Origin of the sequence: Phocaeicola faecalis (genome assembly GCF_021730445.1) — a bacterium.
Taxonomy (GTDB): domain Bacteria; phylum Bacteroidota; class Bacteroidia; order Bacteroidales; family Bacteroidaceae; genus Phocaeicola; species Phocaeicola faecalis.
This window is the reverse complement of record NZ_JADNRM010000001.1, coordinates 394,955-419,670: the sequence shown is the minus strand read 5'-3', so window position 1 is coordinate 419,670 and position 24,716 is coordinate 394,955. Positions and strand designations below refer to the sequence as shown.

The window sequence follows — 24,716 nt, the reverse complement described above, 5'->3', positions numbered from 1 at the left end:
AAAGCAAGTGTTTATTTGTTTTTTATTCGTATGTTTGTGCAAACAAAAAAAGTAAGACATGTCTAATTTCATAGATGAACTAAAACGGAAAGACCATAAACGCTATTTAGGTGGTCTTGATTTCTTTAAATATATTGGTCCGGGGTTATTGGTTACAGTTGGATTTATCGATCCGGGGAACTGGGCGTCCAACTTCGCAGCCGGTTCGGAGTTTGGCTACGCTTTATTATGGGTCGTTACACTTTCCACGGTGATGTTGATTGTTTTGCAACACAATGTTGCGCACTTGGGCATTGTTACCGGTCTTTGTTTGAGCGAAGCAGCTACACAATATTGTCCCAAATGGATAGCACGTCCAGTCTTGGGGAGTGCGGTTTTGGCATCTATATCTACTTCTCTGGCAGAGATTCTGGGAGGCGCTATTGCGCTGCAGATGTTGTTGGATATTCCTATTGTGTGGGGTTCTATATTGACCACTCTCTTTGTGGTTATCATGCTGTTCTCCAATTCATATAAAAAGATAGAGCGAGCTATTATTGCGTTTGTCTCTGTTATCGGGTTGTCATTTCTATATGAACTCTTTTTGGTGGATATAGACTGGCCGGTGGCAGCACGTGCATGGGTTGTGCCGAGTATTCCGCAGGGCAGTATGCTTATTATAATGAGTGTTCTCGGTGCAGTAGTGATGCCCCATAATTTATTTTTGCATTCGGAGGTGATACAGAGTCATGAATATAACAAGCAGGATGAGGGTTCGATTCGTAAAGTCTTGAAATACGAGTTTTATGATACGCTGTTTTCCATGATTGTGGGATGGGCGATAAATAGCGCAATGATATTGCTGGCTGCCGCCACTTTTTTTAAAACAAGTACGCCGGTGGAGGAATTGCAACAAGCGAAGTCGTTGCTTGACCCGCTATTAGGGAATAATGCCGGAGTGATTTTTGCATTGGCTTTGCTGATGGCGGGTATTTCGTCTACGATAACCAGCGGTATGGCAGCCGGTTCTATTTTTGCCGGTATCTTTGGAGAATCATATCATATAAAGGACATTCACTCACGTATAGGTGTGCTTTTATCATTGGGGGTGGCTTTAGTGATTATATTTTTCATTGACAATCCGTTTTATGGATTGATTATTTCTCAGATGATTCTAAGTATTCAGCTTCCGTTTACTGTATTTTTGCAGGTAGGGCTTACCTCTTCTAAAAGAGTGATGGGCAAGTATGTCAATTCCCGTTGGAGCAGTTTTGTGCTCTATACCATTGCTATTATTGTTTCAATACTCAACATCATGTTGTTGTTCAGTTGAATAGAAGAGGGCGTTTTTAAACTGAAGGGCCTGTTATTCGATACACTTGCCCCTTTCCTTATTGAGGAGTGGCAGGTGTACTTTCTTTATTTTCTGAAATAATCAGCAATTTATCTCCTGCGTGTAATTGCAGTGAACCATTGGGAATCATAAATTCGTTTCCTCGTTTTACCAACATCACCAATGTACCTTTAGGTAGGTTCATGTCCATCAGGCGGTTGCCCTTGGCCAGCATTTCTTCAGTCAGGATGATATCTCTTAAATCGGTATTAATTTCATCGGGAATTTCTACGCCGAAGTCATTTCCGGTCTTTTCGAGAGGAGTGGCCAAATGGAGTAATTTAGCTATCCATGAAATTGTTGTTCCCTGAACCACTAAAGATAAGATAGTGATAAAGAACACGATATTAAATATTTGATTGGAATCCGGTATATTGGCTACCACAGGATAGGTGGCAAATATGATAGGTACTGCTCCTCTCAAGCCTACCCATGATACGAATATGCGTGAGTTAAAATTCATCTTCTTAAATGGTAGCAGGCAAATCAGGACACTCAGAGGGCGTGCAAAAACAATCATGAATACACCGATAAGGAGGGCAGGAACAGCAATGTTCAGCATTTCATGGGGGTTAACCAACAGTCCCAACGTCAGGAACATAATGATTTGGAATAACCATGTCATACCATTCATGAAGGTTGAAATTTCTTTCCGGTTCGTTATGCGGTTGTTTCCTACCATGATACCGGCAATGTAAACAGCCAGATAGCCGTTCCCTTTACACAAATCAGTGACCGTGAAAGTGAAGAATATAAAACTTAATAATAGAATGGGATAGAGGGATTGGTTGTTAAGGTTTATCTTATTCAAGATGAGGATGGCTAACCTGCCCAATAAGAACCCCGAAGCTCCACCTACTATAAACTGAATGCAGAATGAGCCTAGAATATCCATCATTCCCATACCCGAAGAGTTTATAAACTGAATTAAAACAATAGTCAGCATATATGCCATCGGGTCATTGCTGCCACTTTCCAGTTCGAGCATAGGGCGTAGATTATGCTTTAAATTCATGCTTTGCGAGCGGAGAATATTGAAAACGGAGGCTGAATCTGTGGAAGACATAGTGGCTGCCAGTAGCATGGCCGTAATGAGTGACATGGTGATACTCACATGCTCAAAACCTGAAATCCAATATATAAAGAGACCGGTAAAAAGTGTAGTCAGTAATACCCCCACCGTGGAGAGCAGTATCCCTTGTGACAGCACTGGACGAATCTCTGAAAATTTGGTATCCATACCACCTGAGAATAGAATAATGCTCAATGCTACCATACCAATGAATTGTGCTTCATCGGCATTGTGGAACTGCAGCCCCAATCCGTCACTGCCAAAAAACATTCCGACTAATAAAAATACCAGCAATGTAGGTACACCGAAACGATAGCCTGTTTTACTAACTACAATACTTACAAAAAGTAATACCGACCCAATTAATAGGATATTTTCTGCGTTGAATAACATATCTCGTTTTTTACATTATTAGATTATAACAATAGAATCATTTCTAAGGTTCATACTTATTTTATGATTTTTAAGCAATGCAAAGTTAAGAATGTGATGGATTATTCAGACCTTTGCCACGTTAAATCAATCTAAATTTATATATGGATACAACAAAAAATATTGCAGCTTTATTTGACTTTGACGGTGTGGTGATGGACACAGAAACTCAATATAGCGTTTTTTGGGATGAGCAGGGACGCCAATATCATCCTGAAATAAAAGATTTTGGACGTGTGATTAAAGGCCAGACCCTTACGCAGATTTATGATAAATATTTTGCCGGAATGGACGATGCTCAGAAAAAAATAACAGATGGCTTGAACAACTTTGAGAAAAGTATGTTGTATGAATATATACCCGGCGTAGAGAATTTTATGAAAGAATTACGTGCCAATGGAATAAAGATAGCTATAGTAACAAGTTCGAATGAGCAAAAGATGAGTAACGCCTATCGTGTGCATCCTGAGTTGAAAGCAAATGTAGATTTTATCCTTACAGCAGAAAAGTTTACCCATTCAAAACCCGACCCCGAATGTTTTTTGTTAGGAGCTAAGGTCTGTGATACAGTGCCTGAAAACTGTGTTGTTTTTGAAGATTCATTTCATGGGCTGGAAGCCGGAAACCGTGCGAAAATGACGGTAGTGGGACTGGCAACGACCAATCCCGAGGAGGCAATACGCGATAAGGCGAATCTTGTTATTCAGGACTTTAAAGAGTTTAGTTTCGAAAAAATGAAAGAGATAATGAGGTAATGTCATATAAAACATCTACCTTTGCAGCCGTTTTATAAAATTTAAAGTAAATATGGCAGGATATATTTCTGGTGATACACGCAAGGTGACCACCCATCGTTTGGTGGAAATGAAACAGAGAGGTGAAAGAATTTCGATGCTGACCTCTTATGACTATACCACTGCACAGATTGTGGATGAAGCTGGTATTGATGTTATTCTAGTGGGTGACTCCGCTTCTAATGTAATGGCGGGAAATGTAACTACGCTCCCAATAACACTCGACCAGATGATTTATCACGGTAAATCGGTGGTGCGCGGAGTGAAACGTGCTTTAGTGGTGGTTGATATGCCTTTTGGTACTTATCAAACATCTGAGTACGAAGCCGTGACCAATGCAATTAAAATAATGAAGATAACTCATGCCGATGCATTAAAACTGGAAGGCGGAGAAGAGATTATCGATGCAGTAAAGAAGATTATTTCGGCAGGTATTCCAATTATGGGACATTTGGGTTTGATGCCTCAATCCATTAATAAATATGGAACTTACACAGTACGTGCAAAGGATGATGCAGAGGCGGAAAAGTTGATTCGTGATGCTCATTTGCTGGAAGAAGCCGGATGCTTTGGACTCGTGCTTGAAAAAATTCCGGCTGCATTGGCCGAAAGAGTGGCAAAAGAGCTGACTATACCCGTAATCGGCATTGGTGCCGGTGGTAATGTCGACGGTCAGGTACTTGTCGTAGCCGATATGCTTGGAATGACTGACGGCTTTCGTCCGCGTTTCCTTCGTCGTTATGCAGACTTACACACAGTAATGAAAGGTGCAATCGGTCAATATGTAGAGGATGTGAAAAGCGGAGATTTCCCTAACGAGAACGAACAATATTAAAAGGTTCCGATATGTTTGATGACTTCTTCTTTCCGTATGAAAAGGCGAAATTATGGACAAGAGATATGATAATCCTGTCTCTTTCAAACTTTTTCCTTTATATTTCGCTCTATATCATGTTGCCCGTACTTCCTTTGTGGATAGTGCAACATTGGTATTGCAGCTATGCGGAAGCAGGGGGAGCCGTTGCCGTCTTTGGATTGACAATGTTTCTGCCCGGTCCTTGTAACAGCTATATAATAGACACCTTCAAACGGAAAAGTGTATGTATCATTACTCTGGCGTTACTGGCCGGAGTAAGTTTATTATATCCCTATGTCGCCACCGTTGGGATGGTAGCTTTACTGCGTATGGCGCAAGGGGCATTGTTCAGTGTGGTGACAATGACTACCGGAAGCACTTTGGTAATTGATGTTACAGCTTCACGCCGACGTACAGATGCTAACGTCGCTTTTACTTGGTTCGGAAGGTTTGGAATGGCATTGGGACTGGCGTTAGGTGTTTATATATATCCTTATTGGAGCTTTACCTGTGTGGTTTATGTGTGTGCGGCATTTGGAATAGGTGCATTATTATTGATTCCGTTGCTTCATATTCCTTTTCGTGCACCTTTATGTCCTCCTCTTTTCTCTTTAGACCGTTTTTTATTGCCTCGCACGCTTCTTCCCGGAATAAACATGTTGTTGGTCTCTTTTATATTTGGAGTCGTTATTGCACATATTTATAATGAAATATTCTATATTTGCATTCTGATAGGTTTTGCAGTTTCACTGCTTGTTTCCAAGTATGCCCTTTCGCATACTTCGTGTCGTGCAGAGATGGAGTTCGGACAAGCGGCTTTAGTTGCAGGAATATTGTTGATGGCATTTTCAAACAGTTTAGTGAGCAGTTATATCGCGGCCCTTTTGTTGGGTGTCGGCATTGGAATCACTGCATCCCGCTTTTTTGTAATAATGATAAGCTTGCCGTTGCATTGTGAGAGAGGTACAGGAAATAACACTTATCAGTTGTTATGGGAAGTAGGTTTGTTGGGAGGTTTGTTTTTCGAGAATATATGGACAGAAAGCTATCCTGACACAATATATTGGATATGTTTGGGCATCTGTGTGGTTTCATTGGTTCTTTATGAAACGGTGACACACTGTTGGTATTATAAGAGAATGGAAGAAAAACAGTTATAAAATTTAAGATATAAAGATATGGCAGACGACAAGAAAATCATCTTTTCGATGGTGGGCGTGAGTAAAGCTTTCCAGGCGAATAAACAGGTATTAAAAGACATCTACCTATCCTTTTTTTATGGTGCCAAGATTGGTATTATCGGTTTGAACGGTTCGGGTAAGTCTACATTGCTTAAGATTATAGCCGGCTTAGAGAAGAGTTATCAGGGTGAGGTAGTCTTTTCTCCGGGTTATTCAGTAGGCTATCTGGCACAGGAACCGCATTTGGATAATGATAAGACAGTAAAAGAAGTCGTAATGGAAGGCGTGCAGAATATAGTTGATACGCTTGCCGAATACGAAGAAATAAACAATAAGTTCGGTCTTCCCGAGTATTATGAAGACCCCGAAAAGATGGATGCACTTTTTGCTCGTCAAGCAGAGTTGCAAGACATTATCGATTCGACGGATGCATGGAATTTGGATAGTAAACTGGAACGTGCGATGGACGCTTTGCGTTGTCCGCCCGAAGACCAGCCGGTGAAGAATCTTTCGGGAGGTGAGCGCCGTCGTGTGGCATTGTGCCGTTTGTTGTTGCAAAAACCGGATATCTTATTGTTGGATGAGCCGACCAATCATTTGGATGCCGAAAGTATCGATTGGTTGGAACAGCATTTGCAACAATATGAAGGAACGGTTATCTGTATCACTCACGACCGTTATTTCCTTGACCATGTGGCTGGATGGATTCTTGAGCTCGACCGCGGTGAAGGTATTCCTTGGAAGGGTAATTATTCCAGTTGGTTGGAGCAGAAGACCAAACGTATGGAGATGGAAGAGAAGACGGCCAGCAAACGTCGTAAAACGTTGGAGCGCGAGTTGGACTGGGTGCGTATGGCGCCGAAGGCCCGTCAAGCGAAAGGTAAAGCTCGTTTGAACTCGTATGATAAACTATTGAATGAAGACCAGAAAGAGAAAGAAGAAAAGCTGGAGATTTTTATTCCGAATGGTCCTCGTTTGGGAAATAAAGTGATTGAAGCCAAAGGAGTGGCAAAGGCGTATGGCGATAAACTGTTGTTTGACAATCTGAACTTTATGTTGCCTCCTAATGGCATTGTGGGCGTGATTGGACCGAATGGTGCCGGTAAAACGACTTTGTTCCGTTTGATAATGGGACTGGAGACAGTAGATAAAGGTACTTTTGAAGTAGGTGAAACAGTGAAGCTGGCTTACGTGGATCAGCAACATAAAGATATTGACGCTAATAAAAGTGTGTATCAGGTAATCAGTGGAGGTAACGAACTTATTCGAATGGGAGGACGTGACATTAATGCGCGTGCTTATCTGAGCCGTTTTAATTTCTCGGGAGCCGATCAGGAGAAACTTTGTGGAATGCTTTCGGGTGGTGAACGGAATCGTTTACATTTGGCAATGGCATTAAAAGAAGAAGGCAACGTGTTACTGCTCGATGAGCCTACCAATGATATCGATGTAAATACTCTTCGTGCATTGGAAGAGGGGTTGGACGACTTTGCCGGATGTGCTGTGGTTATCAGCCATGACCGTTGGTTCCTGGATCGTATCTGCACTCATATCCTTGCCTTTGAAGGAAACAGTGAAGTGTTCTTCTTCGAGGGCTCTTATTCAGAATATGAAGAAAATAAGATGAAGCGTTTAGGCAATGAAGAGCCTAAGCGGGTTCGTTATCGCAAATTGATGGAAGATTGATGAGCATTTGATATTTCATGCCGGATTCCCCCTTAAGAGATTTTGTCTTTTAAGGGGTTTTTTATTCATTATTCTGTTATAACCCCCATTTTGTAATTAGAATGTAGTATATATCCCATTCTTATTTGCTATCTTTGCAACGTCTTTTAAGACATTAATTATAATATTAATTAATTCAGTAGGTTTTATGGTAAAAAGAATGCGATCTTTTTTATCAGCAGTCATGCTAGTGATTGCTGCTACGGTCAATGCACAAGTTACTACTTCTTCTATGAGTGGTAAATTGGTTGACACAAACAATGAGGTCATTATCGGTGCTACTGTTCAGGCTATTCATGAGCCTTCGGGAACACACTATGGCGCAATTACTAATTTTGATGGACGTTACTCTATTCAAGGCATGCGTGCCGGCGGTCCTTACAAAGTAGAGATTTCGTACATCGGTTATCAAACACTTATTTTTAAAGACATCAATCTTCAGTTGGGAGATAACTATGTCTTGGACGCACAACTGAAAGAGTCTTCAGAATTGCTGGATGAAGTTGTAGTAACAGCATCCAAAAGCAGCAACATGAAGTCCGACCGTGCCGGAGCCGTAACCAATATTGGAAGTGAACGTATGTCTTTGGTGCCGACCGTGAGTCGTAGTCTGAATGATGTGATGCGTCTTACTCCTCAGGGAGCCAATACCACCGGATCGGGTTTTGCTGTGGGCGGTGGTAACTATCGTCAATCGTATGTAACAGTCGACGGTGCGGCATTCAGCAATGCATTTGGTATCGGTTCGAATTTGCCGGGAGGTGGTTCTCCTATCTCTTTGGATGCGCTGGAACAGGTTTCCATTTCGGTTACTCCATATGATGTGCGCCAAAGCGGATTTACGGGAGGTGCCATCAACGCCGTAACCAAGAGTGGTACAAACGACTTCAAGGGAACAGTTTATACTTATTTGTCTAATGAAAGTCTGAAAGGAGACCATATCGGAGATACCAATTTAAATGTGGAGAAATCTCAATATTACACTTATGGTGCAAGTCTTGGTGGCGCTATCATTAAGAATAAATTGTTTTTCTTTGTGAATGGGGAATATGAGGACAACGTGAGTGCCGGTCCGACAGCTATTGCACGTACCGATGCTTCTCAGGTTAACTTTGATGATGTTGTTCATCGTCCTTTTGCTACCACTACAACCGATGCAAGTGGACGCACTTGGATAGGTATGGATAATATGAGCAGTTATTTAATGGAGAAATATAATTATAATCCGGGTCGTTATCAAAATTACTCTATCAAGACTCCGGCTTATAAAGTAGTAGCCCGTGTGGATTGGAATATTAATGATAACCATAAATTGAATGTCCGTTTCACCCGTGCTCATTCTAAAGACAACTCAGGTCCTTCTTCATCTACTTCTCCTCTTTACGCCAATGATATTTATCCCGGTGGAGATGGTATTTCAAAAGGTTCAGGTCGTGGCAAAGCAGGGTCTTTGTATTTTGAAAGTGCCCGTTATTTTAAGGAGTACAACTTTACTTCGTATGCTGCCGAATGGAACTCTAAGTGGTTGGAAGGAAGATTGAATAATGTATTACGTGCCACATACTCTTTCCAGGATGAGCCTCGCAGTTACGAAGGCGACCTCAACTTCCCGACTGTGGATATTCTCGAAAATGGTGCTTTATATGCTACTTTCGGTCCGGATGTATTTACGGTAGGTAACTTGGGACAGGCCAAGACATGGGTAGTAACGGACGAAGCTTCTTATAATATGGGTATCCACAACTTCGTTTTAGGTTATCAGTTTGAACACAACAAAGCCGTCAATGGATTTCAGCAGGCAGGTAATGGATATTATGTATATTCATCATGGGATGATTTTGTAAACAATCGTCAGCCGGCTGCATTTGGTATGATGCATTCCAACTCTGAAGATTTATCTCAGTTTATGGCTAAAATGACTACCATGCAACATTCATTATATTTGCAGGATCAGATGAATATCAGCGATAACTTTAAGCTGACCGCCGGTATCCGTTTTGAGTTGCCTGTTTATCCTTCTTTAAAAGATAATTATAATAAGGACTTTGCAGAGCAAAGTTATAATGGAATCCATTATTCGACCGATCAGCTTCCTGATGCAAAAATTACCGTATCTCCACGTGTAGGTTTTAACTGGGATATGACCGGAGAACGCAAATATGTGCTTCGTGGCGGTACCGGTATATATGTCGGACGTATGCCTTTTGTATGGTTGGTTTCGACAGTAGGAAATTCAAATGTGGGACAAACCAGCTATTTCTTCAATAAGAGAGAAGAAGCTACAGGAGTTATTCCCAGCTTCCATGGTTCGGATAGAAAAGCTTTGCTTCAAGAGCTTTACGGAGGAAACTTTAAGCCGAAAGAGTTAAAGGCTTCCAATCAGTCAACCATTCTGGATAAAGACTTGACAATGCCCACAACTTGGAAAACGTCTTTGGCTTTTGATGCCAAACTGCCGGGTGACATTGATTTCACGTTAGAAGGTATCTTTAATAAAGACCTGCAAACGGTGGTGGTTTCCAATCCTCACTATTATGTAAGTGATGAAACCGTTGCCTTAAACGATAATGATGTGCGTCATAAACTAGGTCAGTACCCCGGTGTACAAGACGCTTATCTGCTGGAGAACGGCCCTCATGGTGCATATTATTATTCTATTACAGCACAGTTGGCAAAGCGATTTGATTTTGGTTTGAATATGTCAGTGGCTTACACTCATGCTTGTGCTAAGTCGTATGGAGATGGTGTGGGCGACCAAGTCAGTTCTGCATATAAAAACAATATGTATTCTATTGACCCGATTAATGCTCACGAATTAGGCTTCGGAAATTACGTTTCTCCTCATCGTATAATTGCTTCTGTGGGATACCGTAAGGAATATGCCAAGCATTTTGCTTCTGCCATTTCTTTGATTTACGAAGGAATGAATACCGGTTATGATGGCTGGGGATATGGTGGCGCTCGTCATACTTATACCTTCTCAAGCAATGTGTTAGGTGACAAAGCCAACAGTTTGCTTTACATTCCGGCTTCTCGCAACGAATTGGATTCATGGAATTTCGAAGCAACAGAAGTTAAAGATGATAATGGCAAGAAGATGGCTTATACAGCAGATATGCAAAGAGATGATTTCTGGAACTATATTAATAATGACAGTTATCTGAAAGGACGCAAAGGTAAATATACCGAGCGTGGCGGTGCAGTAATGCCTTGGCATCATCAGCTGGATTTGAAGTTTATGCAAGACTTCTATATGAATATCGGCGGAAAACGCAATACGTTGCAAGTTGGAGTTGATATTAAGAATTTCTTGAATCTCCTGAACAGTAAATGGGGAACTTATAAAAAGATTAATAATGATGCTTTGTTAAGCTATAAAAACGGAGCTTATCAGTTCCAGCAGAACAATGGTAAGCGTCTGACTTCTGTACATTCTGATTATATGAGTTTAAATTCTACTTATTCAGTGCAGTTCAGCGTCCGTTATCTTTTTAATTAATTTGCTTCCATCGTATTGATGGACTCCTAAAAAGGGGGTTGTGTCAAAATGTGAATAATACTGTCGTTTTGTTCGTAGGGGCGAGGTTCGCTCGCCCGAAAACAGTTTACTTTGTGTCTTCGGGCAGGCAAACCCTGCCCCTACAGCTGACGATTGGATAGGCATTTTAGTTTTGACACACCTCCCTTTTTTTGTGGGATAACCATGTCGGAAGAGCGGATAGAAGACATTCAACCGCATAAACGGAAGTGCTTTTTCAAGTGTGTGGGTCACTATACAGTAAAAGAAGTATTAGTTGTGGTCATTAGCAAATGTAATACAATCTTAATACTCCTTGGGAAAATCCGCATACCTCCTTTAATTATTGCAATATTAATGCAATTAATATGAATATAATTTCTACCTTTGTTATCTATTTAGTGTTTCTAACTAACTATTAACTATTAATCAAAAACAAAATTATGAGAAATCATCTAAAGCATTTCCTCATGTTAGCAGTCTTAACATTGTGTTTTGCTGCTACTGCTGGTGCGCAGGCAACGGTAAAAGGAACAGTGGTAGATGCCGAAAACAATGAGCCATTGATTGGTGCAACTGTTACGGTAGGCGGTACTGGCTTGGGTACTGTTACAGACTATGAAGGTAACTTCACATTGAAAGTGACTTCAGCTAAAGCAACAATTGAATTTAAGTATTTAGGTTACTTGGATAAGTCTGTTAAACTAACTCAGCGGGGTGAAGTAAATTTGGGAGTAGTCAAAATGGATTTGGATACTCATACTTTGGGGGATGTTGTGGTGACTTCATCCATTGCCGTAGCTCGTAAAACTCCGGTGGCTGTATCTACCGTAGCACCGGAATTCATCGAAGAGAAGCTCGGTACTATGGAATTTCCTGAGATATTAAAATCAACTCCAGGAGTATATGCCACAAAACAAGGTGGTGGTTACGGTGATTCGGATATTAACTTGCGTGGTTTCAAAACAGAAAATATTGCAGTTATGGTAAACGGTGTTCCTGTAAACGATATGGAATGGGGTGGCGTTTACTTTAGTAATTGGGCTGGTTTGAGTGATGTCACTCGCAGCACACAGGTGCAGCGTGGATTGGGAGCTTCTAAGGTATCAGTTCCTTCTGTCGGTGGTTCTTTAAATATTGTAACTCGCTCTACAGACGCTAAAAAAGGCGGTTCTATTTCTTATGGTATGGGTAACGATGGCATGAACAGCATTTTGTTCTCTGTTTCTACAGGTATGATGAAAGGAGGATGGGCCATCAGTTTACTAGGAGGAAAGAAATGGGGCGATGGTTATATCCAAGGTACAGACTTTGAAGGTTATAACTATTTTCTTAATATCTCTAAGAAATTAAATGATGCTCATCAATTGTCATTTACTGCCTTTGGTGCACCTCAAAGCCACTATCAGCGTAGTAGCAGTTATGACGGCTTGACTATTCAGGGTTGGCAGGAAGTGAAGAAATATATGAAAGGCAAAAGTGAATATCGTTATAATCCATCTTATGGTTTCGGAAAGAACGGCGAACGCAAATCTTCCAATTATAATGAATACCACAAGCCTCAGATTTCATTAAACCATCAATGGCAGATAAATGACAAATCTACTTTGAGTACTGTCGCTTATGTTTCTATTGGCCGCGGTAATGGTTATAACGGACAAGGAAACTCTGAGTTTGGTTATTCTTATACAGATTGGCGTGGCGCTTCTTATGGTAAGCTGACTACAAAATTCCGCAATGCAGATGGTACATTTGCGTATGATAAGATTCAGGAACTCAATGAGCAGAGTGAAAACGGTTCTATGTTGGCTATGTCGAAGTCTAAAAACTACCATAACTGGTACGGTTTATTGTCGACTTTCACTACGAAGTTAAACGAGAATATTGATTTTTATGGCGGAGTAGACTTCCGTTATTATAAAGGTACTCATACCAATGAGTTGAATGATCTTTATGGTGGTGAATATTATGTAGATTATGATTCACGTAAAAATGTAAAAGCTGTCAATAATGCAGCGGCTGCAGATCCTAACTGGAAGTATGAGAAATTGACCGTAGGTGATGTGGTTTACCGTGACTATGATGGATATGTTATGCAGGAAGGAGTATTTGCACAAGCAGAATACAATAAAGATAAATTAAGTGCTTTCTTGGCAGGTTCTATTTCCAATACCGGTTATTGGCGTTATGACCGTCTTTATTATGACAAGCAGCATGCTGAATCGGAAACTGTAAACTTCATTGGTTGGACGGCCAAGGGTGGTGCAAACTTTAATATTACTGATCACCATAATGTGTTTGCTAATGTCGGTTATATCAGCCGTGCTCCATTCTTCTCGTATGGCGCTTTCTTGTCGGCAGCAGTAAGTAATGCCACCAATCCCAATGCCGTGAATGAGAAAGTATTCTCTGCAGAATTAGGTTATGGATATCGTTCTTCTTGGTTGAATGTCAATTTGAATGCATATTATACCCGTTGGATGGATAAGACGATGACAAAGGGTGGCGATATTTTGGATGAAAATAGTAACCCGGTAGATCGTTATAGCATTAATATGCAAGGTGTTGATGCACGCCACATGGGTGTAGAACTTGATTTCGTTGCAGAGCCGACTCGTTGGTTGACTATTAATGGTATGCTTTCTGTAGGTGATTGGCAGTGGGATAGTAATGCTACCGGATATTATTATAATGGACAAGGACAGCCTTTGGCTGATTTGAAGGGTACGATTGCTTCTGATATATATGCGCCTGATCATGCTAAGTCTGAAGTTCAGTTGAAGGGAGTGAAGGTAGGCGACTCTGCGCAATTGACTGGTGCATTGGGGGCTACAGTGAAGTTCCTTGATGGTTTCCGGGCAGGCTTGGATTATAACTTCTATGCAAACAACTATGCAGACTTTGCATTGAGTGGAAGTAGTTTGGTTGTAGGTGGAGTAAAGACGTTTAAAGATCCTTGGAAGATACCTTCAGGAGGCCAGTTTGACTTTAATGCAAGCTATCGTTTTAATATCGGTAGTTGTAAGGCTACACTGTATGGCAACATTAATAACTTGTTCAATCAGGAATATATTGTAAATGCAACAGATGCAGACGGTACATGGCAGAATGCTTATGGTGTATTCTATGCTTTTGGACGTACATACTCATTGCGATTGAAGATTAATTTCTAAATTCTAAAAGCGATAAATAATGAAAAAGTATACATTATTATATAGTGCATTTATAGCCTTGGCTCTAGTGGGTTGTGACTATAATGAAGATAACTTTGATGGCTTCGATGATTTTGGCAAGCCAACTGATGTAAAGAAGGGAGCTATTACATTTACAGATTGGGCTTCTTTGAAAGGTAACCCGAAGACTAATCAGTATTTTTCTGCTGCAGATGAAGCTCAGAATTATTTGCCTGATTGGTTGTCCAAGCAATATCCTTCAGCCGATGATGGTTCCAGCTTTAAAATCACATTCGATTATAAAGAAGACAAGTCGGTGAAACATGATAAGTTTTATAAGATTGATTATTATAAGTTGAAGAATGATGATTATAAGATTGTTCATGGGGCCGGATATTATGGAGCATATCTTAATAAGTCGACGACTTCAAAATTATATAAGGTTTTGAATAACGCTTTTCCTGATGCAAAAGAAGGAAGCCATGTGTTTGCAGAATATAATTATAATGCGAATGCTGTGCCGCAGAAAATGGATGACCCTGTCTTTTCGTATGATTTTGAATCATTGAAAGGTGGTGATGTGACTTCTATCAGTAAGTGGTATGTCAATGCGACAGGAGGGGCTAAATGGTCTGTGAAAAATTATAGTGATAATCAGTATATCAGTTATTCGGCAAACGGAAAGGGAGCCTGTGAAGCATGGCTGGTGACTCCGTCTATTAAAATTGACGATGCGAAGAAGAAACTGGCTTTCGATGTTTGTGTCGGCTATTGGAATGCGGACTGTTTGTCAGTTCTTATTTCGACAGATTTTGATGGAAAAGATGTATCAAAGGCTACATGGACTGATATTACAGCAGAGTTTACTCTTCCTCAAGAACCGGTAAAAGGATATGGTACGATGGCTCCGGCAGGAACTGTTGAACTGAAGGACTATGAAGGCAAAAGTGTTTGTGTAGCATTTAAGTATGTAGGTAATGGGGAGGATAAGAAATCAACTACTTACCAGCTCGATAATATTATCGTAGGAAATGACATTCCGGTTCTGGTTAAGTCTGAACCTCAATATGCTTTCTATGAAAAATCGGCAAAAGGTTGGGATGTGGTAAGTGATGAGGATGTATTTGTACTCACACCGGATGATTATACAGCAATGGGCGAACCGGGCAAGAACTTTAACTTCAGCTCTAGTGTTTTGGCTGAGGACTATTTACCTGCTTATCTGGCGAAGAAGGTGGCTTATCCTTTGAATGATGATGAAAAGATTATCGTGTATAAGTACTATAGCGGTTCTGTTAAGGCTTATAGTGATTCATATATTTATTCTGCTGCCGATGCCCGTTGGGGAAAGAATACTTATATGACAACCAAAACAGAACAATATGTAAAAAGTAATGGTAAATGGAACTACGATCCTAGTGTTGTGGTAAACCTGCCGAATGGTAGAGACCAAGCTGATATATCTGCATATTATCAGGCTATAGTAGATTGGGTGTGGGAAAATGTCGACCAAAAAGAACTTGGTATTTCCAAGAAAGGTGATGGATATACCACTACCTATGCTTCTCCGACCGGAAGTGAATATTATTTCGGAGCTACTGCATATCAGAACAATATAGATTTGCGTCCTGCCAAATTCCGCGAACAGTATGCCAAAGGTTATGAAGGAATGGATGACGCCAAGATTACGGAAACTGTGATGGCTCGTTTGCCGAAAGCATTTATCCCCGCTTTGGAGAAAATGCATGCAGATGCTGTTCCTGTAGACGGTATTGATGTTACCTATACTGTAAACTTTGTAATTTATGACGGTAGTTCCAACATTAATTGGACAGCCGTTTATAAAGTGATTGGTAATGGTAAGTTTGAGTATGTGGAAGATTCAATGAAAAAGGTTGAATAATAAAGAGTTGAAATGAAAAAGTAGAGGGTGCGTCGAAACTCTCATAAACTAAAAATCACCCTCGCCACAGGCTGTTGTAGCGAGGGTGATTTCGATAAAAGGGAAGTTTTGACACATCCCTTTTTTTATTGAAAGGAGATGTATATGAAGATTTTAAACGTTAAGAATATAATATGGACAGCAGGAATCCTGTTGGCGGTATCTTGTAGTAAGGGAAAGGATGCTTTAGAACCAGAACCTGCACCCGTCACAAAGGCTTATATATTTCCCGAAGATTTTACAGATGAATTGCTCGGGAAGGAAGTAACGCTAAAAAATGCAATGTTTGTTACTGCTACCTATAAAGTGTCGGCAACAGGCAATATAACTCTTTCTTCTCAAATTTTACGGACTCCTACTGATAAAGTGACACCGGGTAGCTCAGACTATAAAAAAGCTTTGGAAGAGAATATGAGAAATAAGTTGTTGCTAATTCCGGGTGACATTGTATTGACAGACGAGAACCATACATTGCGTGTGGGAACCAGGCTGGAGAATCTGAAAGGAAAGGTGTCTGTTTCGGGGAATCACTATGCTTTGACTATTACTGACCGCCCGGTTATAAAAAAGAATGACCGCCCGCAAATGCCTGAGGTGGGAAAATATAATATGAAAGTAGCCAGCATGAATCTTGAATATTATATGGCGAGTCCTTCCATGTGGGGACATAGCAATGGGGCCAAAAATGAAGCCGCTTTTCAGAGGCAACGGAAGAAAATATTGGCGGCGATGAAAGAAATGGATGCTGATGTGTATGCTGTTTGTGAAATAGAAGAGGGAGATTATTCGGTCAATGAATTAGTACAGGCATTGAATGAGGAGTGTGGCGTAACCGGTAAATACAGAGGTATTGACAGCGGCGACAAGAAAATAACGAGTTATACAAAGAATGCTTTTATTTACAATACAGAAAAGGTATCTCCTTACATGGAGTTTAAAACTTATGGAGGCACATATCTGCCCCTTCGTCATGTGGCTCAATGCTTCGAGTTGAAAGAGAATGGCAGCAGAGTGATTCTGGCCATGAACCATTTTAAATCCAAGTCAGGCAATAATGCTACCGGAGGTGATAAAGATCAGCAGGATGGTCAGTCTCAGTTCAATTTTCGACGGGTGCAAGAGGCTAAGGATTGCTTGGCTACGTATGAAAATCTGAAGAATTATTACGGCGACACTGATGTGTTGGTGGTAGGAGATTTGAACAGTTATTCCAATGAAGATCCGGTACGCATATTTACGGAGGCCGGTTATACTAACGAATTGCAAAAGTATGCTCCTGACAGATGGAGTTATGTTTATCAGGGTGAGGTAGGTTACTTGGATCATTCTCTTAGTTCCTCCACATTGACTGGGCAGGTGACCGGTGCTGCACCTTGGGATATTAATGCGAGTGAACCGGTCTATTTTGAATATCAATATACGTCCTTTTATCAATCCAATCCTTATCGTTATTCAGACCATAATCCTATTATCACAGGTCTAAAACTGACTGAATAAAATGTGCTTTTCAAAAAGAACCGGAGGTTTTCAAGAAAGGCTTTGAAGTTTCAAAAAAGACCTTGAAGTTGTTCGAAACGGACAAGGGCTTTTGATGAGAAGATGGAATGATGCCGGTGAAAGGAATCCTGTCCGTCAGGAAAGTTGATATAATCTTCTTTCACACATAATGAGTGCTGAAACCTCCAGTTCATGGGGATTCTGCGTGAAAGCTATCTCTTCCTTGTAATGGGTCACATTGTTTTCTTGGGGATTTAAATCATTGTTTTATCTCCTTATAACGTATCCCCCACAAAGGGAAGAGTAAGCCGTTTCTTGCTGTCAGCCAAGGCCTTTTAAACGGAAGATTATTACAGTCTCCGGCAGCGGACTGTACAGTCTACTGCAATGGACTGTATAGTCTGCTACGGTAGACCGTACAGTCCATTGCCGGAGTCTGTAGTAATCCGACGGACAGACAGGCATAATCGAAAGGACGAAAACGCTTAGTCCGACTAATGAAATGACTTAGGGAGTTCATGATGTGTGCAGTGTTTGAAAACCGGAGGAGACAACATCGGATTAATCCGGAAATTCTGTGGGTGATAAGTGTGAACTATGAGTTACAATGCCGGTATCAAATCAAGCAATCGTCTGATATAAAATGTACTTTTCAAAAAAGACCTTGGAGTTTTCCGAAGCGAGCAAGAGTTTTTGAAGGCAAGATGAAATGATGCCGGTGAGGGGAATCCCGTCCGTCAGGAAAATTGATATAATCCTCTTTCACACATAATGAGTGTTGAAACCTCCTGTTTATGGAGATTCTGTGTGAAAGCTATCTCTCTTGTAATTAGCACTGAGCCATAAGATGGGACTTATACATACAAAAAAACTCCCCCGAATAAATCGGAGGAGTTAACTCTTTTGAAGTAAAGGAGCGGATTATGCTTCAGCAGGAGCTTCAGTTGCTTCAGCAGCGGGAGCTTCTTCAGTAGCAGCAGCTTCAGCTTCAGCCTTAGCAGCAGCCTCAGCAGCTTTCTTTTCAGCTACTTTCTTTGCAATTTCTTCATTTACTTTCTTTTCAGCTTCCAAACGAGCTTTAGCTTCAGCCTTCTTAGCTTCTTCTTGCTTAGCTTTCAAAGCAGCCAAACCTGACTGTTTGTTGTTTTTCCAAGCTTCGAATTTAGCTTCTGCTTCTGCTTCGGTGAATGCGCCTTTAGCAACACCACCCAGTAAGTGTTTCTTCATGTAAACACCTTCTTTAGAAAGGATGTTGCGTACAGTGTCAGTAGGCTGTGCACCGCACATTACCCAATGAAGGGCGCGTTCGAAATTCAAATCTACTGTGGCAGGGTCGGTATTAGGGTTGTAAGTACCGATTTTTTCAGTAAATTTACCATCACGTGGAGCTCTTACGTCAGCGATAACGATTGAGTAAAACGCATAACTTTTGCGTCCGTTTCTTTGCAATCTGATTTTAGTTGCCATTTTCTAAATAACGTTTTTATAATTAATGATTTGAATTTATGCTAATATCTCGTATTAGCGGGTGCAAAGATAAACCTTTTCTTTTGAATGACAAAGCTTTAAGTGGTGTTATTCAAAAAAACAAGAAAAAAAGCTCTTGTAGTGATGTAAAGTATTGAATTTAATTTTATATTTGCCATTATAATTTATGATAAGTGACTAACTAAAAAAGCTAAAATTATGATTTCGCAGAAATTACAAGACGCTATTAATGCGCAGATTGTGGCTGAGATGTGGTCAGCCAACCTTTATCTTTCTATGTCTTATTTCTTTGCGGCCAAAGGATATGAGGGCTTTGCTGCATGGATGAAAGCTCAATCTCGTGAAGAAAATGAACATGCTGATATGTTGGCTCAGTATGTCTTGAAACGTGGCGGTGTGGCAAAAGTGGGTGCTATTGATTCCGTTCCGCAAGAATGGGAGTCACCATTGGCTGTATTTGAACATGTTTACAAGCATGAGTGTCATGTTTCTGAACTGATTGACAAGTTGGTGGATGTTGCCGCCGGTGAGAAAGACAAGGCTTCTCAGGACTTCTTGTGGGGATTTGTTCGCGAACAAGTGGAAGAAGAAGCTACAGCGCAAGGTATTGTTGATAAAATCAAATTGGGTGGTGAAGCCGGTTTGTTCTATCTGGATGCACAGTTGGGAGCAAGAAAATAAGAAATATGATATTTATGTTTGAAGGTCTGCAAATGTAAATGTGTCAAACTCTCGTAAACTAAAAGTCACCCTCGCCACAGGTAGTTGTAGCGAGGGTGATTTCGATAAAAAGGGAGTTTTGACACATCTCCGTGATTTTTAGTGTATGAGCGTTTAGACACACCTTCGTTTTTATTGAATTTCTTTTCTTAGCCACTGTTCCAATTCCTCAGTCCATTGGCGTTTGTATGGAAAACTGTCACGGAATCCCCAACCATGTCCGCCGATGGGATAGGTGTGAAGTGAGGCGGGAACCTTATTCTTGACTAGTTCCATATAATAGTTTATACTGTTGGCCACCGCTACGGCTCCATCATTGCTGCTGTGTAAGATGAAAGCAGGGGGAGTGTCCGACTTTACTTGCAGTTCGTTGGAGTAGAGTGTTTCCGATTCTTTAGACGGATTTTTACCTAATAGATTGTCATGTGAGCCTTTATGAGTAAGGACGGGATTCATACTGACCACAGGGTAGAGAAGAATCTGAAAATCAGGACGTGTATCGGGGGTATAGTGTGTGGCGGCGGTGCTTGCCAAATGCCCGCCGGCAGATGCTCCCATGATTCCCAGTTTGGTGAAGTTCCATACCTTGGCATGTTCGCGCATCAGACGGATTGCTTGGTGGGCATCACTTAAAGGGATGTCACTATGTCCATTGGGCATGCGATATTTTAATACTGCATAGGTAATGCCTTGTGTGTTGAACCATTGTGCCATGTCATGCCCTTCATGATCCATTGCCAGACGAGCATATCCGCCACCGGGACACATGATGATTGCAAGGCCGTTTGGCCGGGCAGCCGGGTAGATGGTGAGGGTAGGGACTGTGACATTTGAGATGCGGTTCTTTTCCAATTCCTGCTCTTCGGTGGTGATGCCGTTTGTATTGGGAGCGCCATTGGGCCACAGTTTCAATACTATTGGTTGTTGTGCCGACAGAGCGGTGGATATTGCGAGTAAGCTCATCATGAATAGTCGTTTCATTATATTTGAGTTTTTCATGTTTATCAGTTTTTTGGGGGGCAATTATTTGATGAGGAGGGTGTGTCGAAACTCTCATAAACTAAAAGTCGGGAGTGTGTCAAAACTAAGCCGACCTATCCCATCGTCAGCTGTAGGGGCAGGGTTTGCCTGCCCGAAGACACAAAGCAAACTGTTTTCGGGCGAGCGAACCTCGCCCCTACGAACGAAACGACAACATTATCCACGTTTTGACACACCCACAATTTCGATATAAGGGAAGTTTTGCTCTCTCATGCTGGCTTAAGTATATGCCTGTTGTTTTATTTCTTGATATGCATACTTGCCTTTACCAGCCAGATAATCAGTAGTATGTAGGCACCTAATGAAGCCACTTCGCTCCATGAATTGTTCAACCATTCCTCGTTGACCAGATTGATGCCGCCAAAACGCATTGCTGCGCTGACTACTCCCATCAATGCACCGCCCGCAATGAAACCTGATGCCAATAATGTGCCTTTTTCGCCCCGTTCTGTATTGACAGCTTCGTCTTTGCTGCGGGAAGTCACATACCAGTTGACAGCTCCACCCACCAGCAATGGCAAGTTGAGTTCCAAAGGAATGAACATACCCAGTGCAAAAGCAAGTGCGGGTACTTTGAAGTAAGTAAGTACAAGTGCCAGCACTGCACCGACACCATAGAGTAACCAGGGTGCACCTACTCCATTCATGAGGGGGTCGATGACGGCTGCCATAGCGTTAGCTTGGGGAGCTGCTAAAGCACCGCTTGAAAAACCATAAGTTTTATTCAGAATCATGATTACTCCACCTACGGTAGCGGCAGAAACCAAAGTTCCGAGGAACTTCCATGTTTCCTGTTTGGCAGGAGTACTTCCCAGCCAATAACCAATTTTCAGGTCGGTAATAAAACCTCCTGCCATAGACAGTGCGGTACAAACAACACCTCCCATAACCAAGGCGGCTACCATACCGGTTGCACCTTTCAGACCGACTGCCACCATGACGACAGATGCCAGAATCAAAGTCATCAGCGTCATTCCCGATACGGGATTGGTTCCGACAATGGCGATTGCATTGGCAGCGACGGTAGTAAATAGGAAAGCAATGCCTGCAACCAACAAAATGGCTACAATGCTATGCAGTACGTTTCCGTGCATTACATCGAAAAAGAAAAAGACGGAAATAAGCAGAATCGTAAAGATAGACCCGAAAGCGATAATCTTCATTGAAAGATCCTTTTGTGTGCGGATGACATTGGTCTCTACTTTCTTGCCTCCCATTTCTTTGGACGCTAATCCCACAGCACTCTTGATGATACCCCATGAGCGCACGATGCCGATGACACCTGCCATGGCAATACCACCGATGCCGATACTCTTGGCATATTCTTTGAAGATAAGTTCGGGAGACATTTCACTGATGGTTTGTGTTAAAGCCGGATTCCAGGCATTCAGAACCTGATCGCCGAACAATATCGACATTCCAGGGACGATAACCAGCCATACGACTAATGAACCGGCACAGATGATGGCGGCATATTTTAGACCGACGATATAACCCAAACCGAGAACGGCTGCACCAGTATTGATTTTGAGTACAACTTTCGCTTTGTCTGCCATCATTTCACCCCAACCACAAATGCGGGTTGTGAAATTCTCGTTCCACCAGCCAAAGGTAGCTACGATGAAATCATAAAGACCACCAATCAGACCGGCAAATAAAAGTGGTTTGGCCTGACTGCCGCCTTTCTCGCCCGAGACAAGCACCTGAGTGCTGGCCGTTGCTTCGGGGAAAGGATATTCGCCATGTTTGTCACTCACAAAATATTTGCGGAAAGGAATCAGGAACAAAATACCCAAGATACCTCCTAACAGTGAGCTGACAAACATTTGGAAGAAATTGACTGTCATTTCGGGATATTTGTCTTGCAAGATATAAAGGGCGGGAAGAGTAAAGATAGCACCGGCCACAATAACTCCTGAGCAGGCACCGATAGATTGGATAATTACGTTTTCACCCAATGCATTTTTTCGTTTGGCTGCACCTGACACACCGACGGCGATAATGGCAATAGGTATGGCTGCTTCAAATACCTGACCGACTTTTAAACCCAGGTAAGCTGCTGCAGCTGAGAATAATATAGCCATTAATATACCCCAAACTACAGACCACGCATTCACTTCCGGATACTGTCTGTCGGGTGACATGATAGGGTGATACTTTTCTCCCGGTTTCAATGGACGGAAGGCGTTTTCGGGCAATCCGACCGGCTTTTCTTGTTCTTGTTTCATGTTTCTCTATTTTATTATTTTTGAAATTTATCACAATAAATGCCCAAAAATAATGAAAAATTAGAGAAACATACCTATAATCTCATTAGAATATCTGAAATTTCAATCCGAATGATAACCGAAGGTAATCTAAAGGGGTAAGATAACTATTGGTAAAAGCACTGACCAAATAGAAATCGCATGAGCTGATTTCATAGAAAGCAGTAATGCTTTTTGAGAATTTCCGGTATTTATCGGGTACATCAAAACGAATGCGTTGTCCTAAGAATATATGGGTACGGATACGGGTGGAAAAGCCATAATACCCATGTGGGTAGCGTTCGGGTTCTTCTGTCCAAAAGTCATCGCTGAATACGGTATTAAAATAAAGACCGCAAGTCAACGGTTCCAATGAAAAGTCTTTTCCTAAATAGACGCTCCAAGGGATAAAATTCTGTTTTAATGTCATTGTCATTTTGAAATGACGGGAAGAGTAGCGAGGAATAAAGCCCAATAAAAGGTCGGTTTCCCATTGTCCGCGTTTCCCATAATCCCAACCGATACCCCATGAAAGCAATCCCATACCTCCGGCGTATTGTATTTTGGTGTGTGTGGGAATCAAGGCTTCCCATGCACTGCGATAGCGGTGGATACGTTTATCGTATTTGCGGTAATGTTTGGGAACTTCCGTAAAGATACCTTCTTTCTCCTCTATTGCTGTCTGGCTTTTTTGTGGAATAAGAATACTATCTTGAACTAATGTTCTGTATAATAATGTATCTTGTTGCCCAAGTGCCCGGTAGGGGCAGGCGTATATTGTTAGGAATAATAGGATAATCTTAAAATTCAACAGCTTCATAATCATATTCATGAGTTCCCTCTTTAATAGTAAATACCAAATATGTTCGTTTCCCGATGTTCGGACACTGATAATAGAGGATTCCGTCTTCAAATAAATCGTCTACTGTCAGTTGGTGTTCGTGTCCATAAAGGCAAAACTGTACGTTTGGAAACTGTTTTACATATTCCTGAAATACTTTGGCTACGTTATTATTGAAAATAAACTCATACGGCTTTACGTGCATCAGGAAAACTGTTTTCTCAATGCCTTCGGGGAGGTTGGTCAATTCGTCTTCCATGAATCCGAAATCGGGTACGGGCTGTGAATAGTCATATTCCATGGCATTGGTGTTGAGACAAATGAAACGAACATTCCCGGCTGTAAAAGCAAAGTTTGGATTGCCATAGATTGCTTTATATACATCTTCTCCTGTGCCGAGGCAATCGTGGTTTCCCAAAACACAGACGAAAGGCATTTGGAATCCTTTCATAATATCGCGCATCCAGAGAAATTCTTTTGTTGCACCGAAGTCCGATTGGTCTCCGCCATGAAGAACAAAATCAATATCTCCACGTTCATTGATTTTCTCCACTACTTCTTCTGTCTCATCATACCATCGCTGGGTATCGCTAATCATAGCAAAGCGAAAGGTTTTCTTGCCTTTCATGGCTTCTTCTATACGTTCACAGTTTTTGGCATTTATATCTCGTTCGCCTGTAATGTGTGCATCATAAGGGTGTGATTCAAGCATCTCGCATGAAGTAAAGCACACTGTTAAGAGTAGCAATAATAAGTTTCCTTTTCTCATTTTTTCGAATTTGTTGCAAAGTACGTCATTTTTGGGGAATAAAGAGTGGC

The 24,716-nt window shown here is 41.4% G+C and carries 17 protein-coding genes; 10 read left to right on the top strand and 7 right to left on the bottom strand.

The features are described from left to right. Window positions 1–58: 58 nt before the first annotated feature. Window positions 59–1,312 (top strand): Nramp family divalent metal transporter, encoded by a 1,254-nt coding sequence (locus IR173_RS01785; RefSeq protein ID WP_237037976.1) that lies wholly within the window; start codon window positions 59–61, stop codon window positions 1,310–1,312. 58 nt (window positions 1,313–1,370) lie between these two features. On the opposite strand, the gene IR173_RS01780 is transcribed toward IR173_RS01785, so the two are convergent. Next, complete coding sequence (locus IR173_RS01780) at window positions 1,371–2,837, bottom strand: potassium/proton antiporter (RefSeq protein ID WP_237037975.1); 1,467 nt, start codon at window positions 2,835–2,837, stop codon at window positions 1,371–1,373. Window positions 2,838–2,980: 143 nt separating this feature from the next. Here IR173_RS01780 and IR173_RS01775 point away from each other — a divergent pair, with 143 nt between their 5' ends. The 8 genes from IR173_RS01775 to IR173_RS01740 all read left to right on the top strand — a co-directional run bounded on the left by IR173_RS01775 (window position 2,981) and on the right by IR173_RS01740 (window position 17,561). After that, window positions 2,981–3,631, top strand: coding sequence for an HAD family hydrolase (locus IR173_RS01775; protein ID WP_237037974.1), 651 nt, complete (start codon window positions 2,981–2,983; stop codon window positions 3,629–3,631). A gap of 52 nt (window positions 3,632–3,683) precedes the next feature. Then, window positions 3,684–4,505, top strand: coding sequence for a 3-methyl-2-oxobutanoate hydroxymethyltransferase (panB, locus tag IR173_RS01770; protein ID WP_237037973.1), 822 nt, complete (start codon window positions 3,684–3,686; stop codon window positions 4,503–4,505). A gap of 11 nt (window positions 4,506–4,516) precedes the next feature. Next, on the top strand, window positions 4,517–5,686 hold the full coding sequence (locus tag IR173_RS01765; protein ID WP_237037972.1) for an MFS transporter: 1,170 nt from the start codon (window positions 4,517–4,519) through the stop codon (window positions 5,684–5,686). An 18-nt stretch (window positions 5,687–5,704) separates the two neighbouring features. Beyond that, the gene (ettA, locus tag IR173_RS01760; RefSeq protein ID WP_237037971.1) at window positions 5,705–7,393 is read left to right on the top strand and encodes an energy-dependent translational throttle protein EttA; all 1,689 of its coding nucleotides are present in this window, start codon (window positions 5,705–5,707) and stop codon (window positions 7,391–7,393) included. Between the two features lie 187 nt (window positions 7,394–7,580). Further along, window positions 7,581–10,931 carry a TonB-dependent receptor gene (locus IR173_RS01755; RefSeq protein WP_237037970.1) on the top strand — a complete coding sequence of 1,117 codons (3,351 nt, stop codon included), beginning with the start codon at window positions 7,581–7,583 and terminating at the stop codon, window positions 10,929–10,931. A 461-nt stretch (window positions 10,932–11,392) separates the two neighbouring features. Next, window positions 11,393–14,122 carry a TonB-dependent receptor gene (locus tag IR173_RS01750; protein ID WP_237037969.1) on the top strand — a complete coding sequence of 910 codons (2,730 nt, stop codon included), beginning with the start codon at window positions 11,393–11,395 and terminating at the stop codon, window positions 14,120–14,122. A 19-nt stretch (window positions 14,123–14,141) separates the two neighbouring features. Beyond that, window positions 14,142–16,025 carry a choice-of-anchor J domain-containing protein gene (locus IR173_RS01745; protein WP_237037968.1) on the top strand — a complete coding sequence of 628 codons (1,884 nt, stop codon included), beginning with the start codon at window positions 14,142–14,144 and terminating at the stop codon, window positions 16,023–16,025. Window positions 16,026–16,169: 144 nt separating this feature from the next. Next, window positions 16,170–17,561, top strand: a complete 1,392-nt coding sequence (locus IR173_RS01740; protein ID WP_237037967.1) for an ExeM/NucH family extracellular endonuclease — start codon at window positions 16,170–16,172, stop codon at window positions 17,559–17,561. Window positions 17,562–17,940: 379 nt separating this feature from the next. Here IR173_RS01740 and IR173_RS01735 read toward each other — a convergent pair whose 3' ends face one another. Next, window positions 17,941–18,081 (bottom strand): hypothetical protein, encoded by a 141-nt coding sequence (locus tag IR173_RS01735; RefSeq protein WP_237037966.1) that lies wholly within the window; start codon window positions 18,079–18,081, stop codon window positions 17,941–17,943. Window positions 18,082–18,482: 401 nt separating this feature from the next. Continuing rightward, complete coding sequence (locus IR173_RS01730) at window positions 18,483–19,028, bottom strand: 30S ribosomal protein S16 (RefSeq protein WP_237037965.1); 546 nt, start codon at window positions 19,026–19,028, stop codon at window positions 18,483–18,485. 219 nt (window positions 19,029–19,247) lie between these two features. On the opposite strand from IR173_RS01730, the gene IR173_RS01725 reads away from it, so the two are divergent. After that, window positions 19,248–19,730: a ferritin gene (locus tag IR173_RS01725; protein WP_237037964.1), complete on the top strand. Its 483-nt coding sequence runs from the start codon at window positions 19,248–19,250 to the stop codon at window positions 19,728–19,730. A 171-nt stretch (window positions 19,731–19,901) separates the two neighbouring features. Here the strand turns inward: IR173_RS01725 and IR173_RS01720 are convergent, their stop codons facing one another. From IR173_RS01720 to IR173_RS01705, 4 genes are all read right to left on the bottom strand, one after another. Next, window positions 19,902–20,750: an alpha/beta hydrolase gene (locus IR173_RS01720; protein WP_237037963.1), complete on the bottom strand. Its 849-nt coding sequence runs from the start codon at window positions 20,748–20,750 to the stop codon at window positions 19,902–19,904. A gap of 299 nt (window positions 20,751–21,049) precedes the next feature. After that, on the bottom strand, window positions 21,050–23,038 hold the full coding sequence (locus tag IR173_RS01715) for an OPT family oligopeptide transporter (protein WP_237037962.1): 1,989 nt from the start codon (window positions 23,036–23,038) through the stop codon (window positions 21,050–21,052). 85 nt (window positions 23,039–23,123) lie between these two features. Further along, complete coding sequence (locus IR173_RS01710) at window positions 23,124–23,888, bottom strand: hypothetical protein (RefSeq protein ID WP_237037961.1); 765 nt, start codon at window positions 23,886–23,888, stop codon at window positions 23,124–23,126. Then, window positions 23,857–24,666 carry a metallophosphoesterase family protein gene (locus tag IR173_RS01705; protein WP_237037960.1) on the bottom strand — a complete coding sequence of 270 codons (810 nt, stop codon included), beginning with the start codon at window positions 24,664–24,666 and terminating at the stop codon, window positions 23,857–23,859. The genes IR173_RS01710 and IR173_RS01705 overlap by 32 nt, the downstream gene beginning before the upstream one ends. Window positions 24,667–24,716 lie beyond the last annotated feature (50 nt).

Bases quoted from the DNA above. Each gene is read 5' to 3' on its own strand.
- IR173_RS01785 (WP_237037976.1), top strand. From the start codon at position 59: ATGTCTAATTTCATAGATGAACTAAAACGGAAAGACCATAAACGCTAT.
- IR173_RS01780 (WP_237037975.1), bottom strand. From the start codon at position 2,837: ATGTTATTCAACGCAGAAAATATCCTATTAATTGGGTCGGTATTACTT.
- IR173_RS01775 (WP_237037974.1), top strand. From the start codon at position 2,981: ATGGATACAACAAAAAATATTGCAGCTTTATTTGACTTTGACGGTGTG.
- panB (WP_237037973.1), top strand. From the start codon at position 3,684: ATGGCAGGATATATTTCTGGTGATACACGCAAGGTGACCACCCATCGT.
- IR173_RS01765 (WP_237037972.1), top strand. From the start codon at position 4,517: ATGTTTGATGACTTCTTCTTTCCGTATGAAAAGGCGAAATTATGGACA.
- ettA (WP_237037971.1), top strand. From the start codon at position 5,705: ATGGCAGACGACAAGAAAATCATCTTTTCGATGGTGGGCGTGAGTAAA.
- IR173_RS01755 (WP_237037970.1), top strand. From the start codon at position 7,581: ATGGTAAAAAGAATGCGATCTTTTTTATCAGCAGTCATGCTAGTGATT.
- IR173_RS01750 (WP_237037969.1), top strand. From the start codon at position 11,393: ATGAGAAATCATCTAAAGCATTTCCTCATGTTAGCAGTCTTAACATTG.
- IR173_RS01745 (WP_237037968.1), top strand. From the start codon at position 14,142: ATGAAAAAGTATACATTATTATATAGTGCATTTATAGCCTTGGCTCTA.
- IR173_RS01740 (WP_237037967.1), top strand. From the start codon at position 16,170: ATGAAGATTTTAAACGTTAAGAATATAATATGGACAGCAGGAATCCTG.
- IR173_RS01735 (WP_237037966.1), bottom strand. From the start codon at position 18,081: ATGAACTCCCTAAGTCATTTCATTAGTCGGACTAAGCGTTTTCGTCCT.
- IR173_RS01730 (WP_237037965.1), bottom strand. From the start codon at position 19,028: ATGGCAACTAAAATCAGATTGCAAAGAAACGGACGCAAAAGTTATGCG.
- IR173_RS01725 (WP_237037964.1), top strand. From the start codon at position 19,248: ATGATTTCGCAGAAATTACAAGACGCTATTAATGCGCAGATTGTGGCT.
- IR173_RS01720 (WP_237037963.1), bottom strand. From the start codon at position 20,750: ATGAAACGACTATTCATGATGAGCTTACTCGCAATATCCACCGCTCTG.
- IR173_RS01715 (WP_237037962.1), bottom strand. From the start codon at position 23,038: ATGAAACAAGAACAAGAAAAGCCGGTCGGATTGCCCGAAAACGCCTTC.
- IR173_RS01710 (WP_237037961.1), bottom strand. From the start codon at position 23,888: ATGAATATGATTATGAAGCTGTTGAATTTTAAGATTATCCTATTATTC.
- IR173_RS01705 (WP_237037960.1), bottom strand. From the start codon at position 24,666: ATGAGAAAAGGAAACTTATTATTGCTACTCTTAACAGTGTGCTTTACT.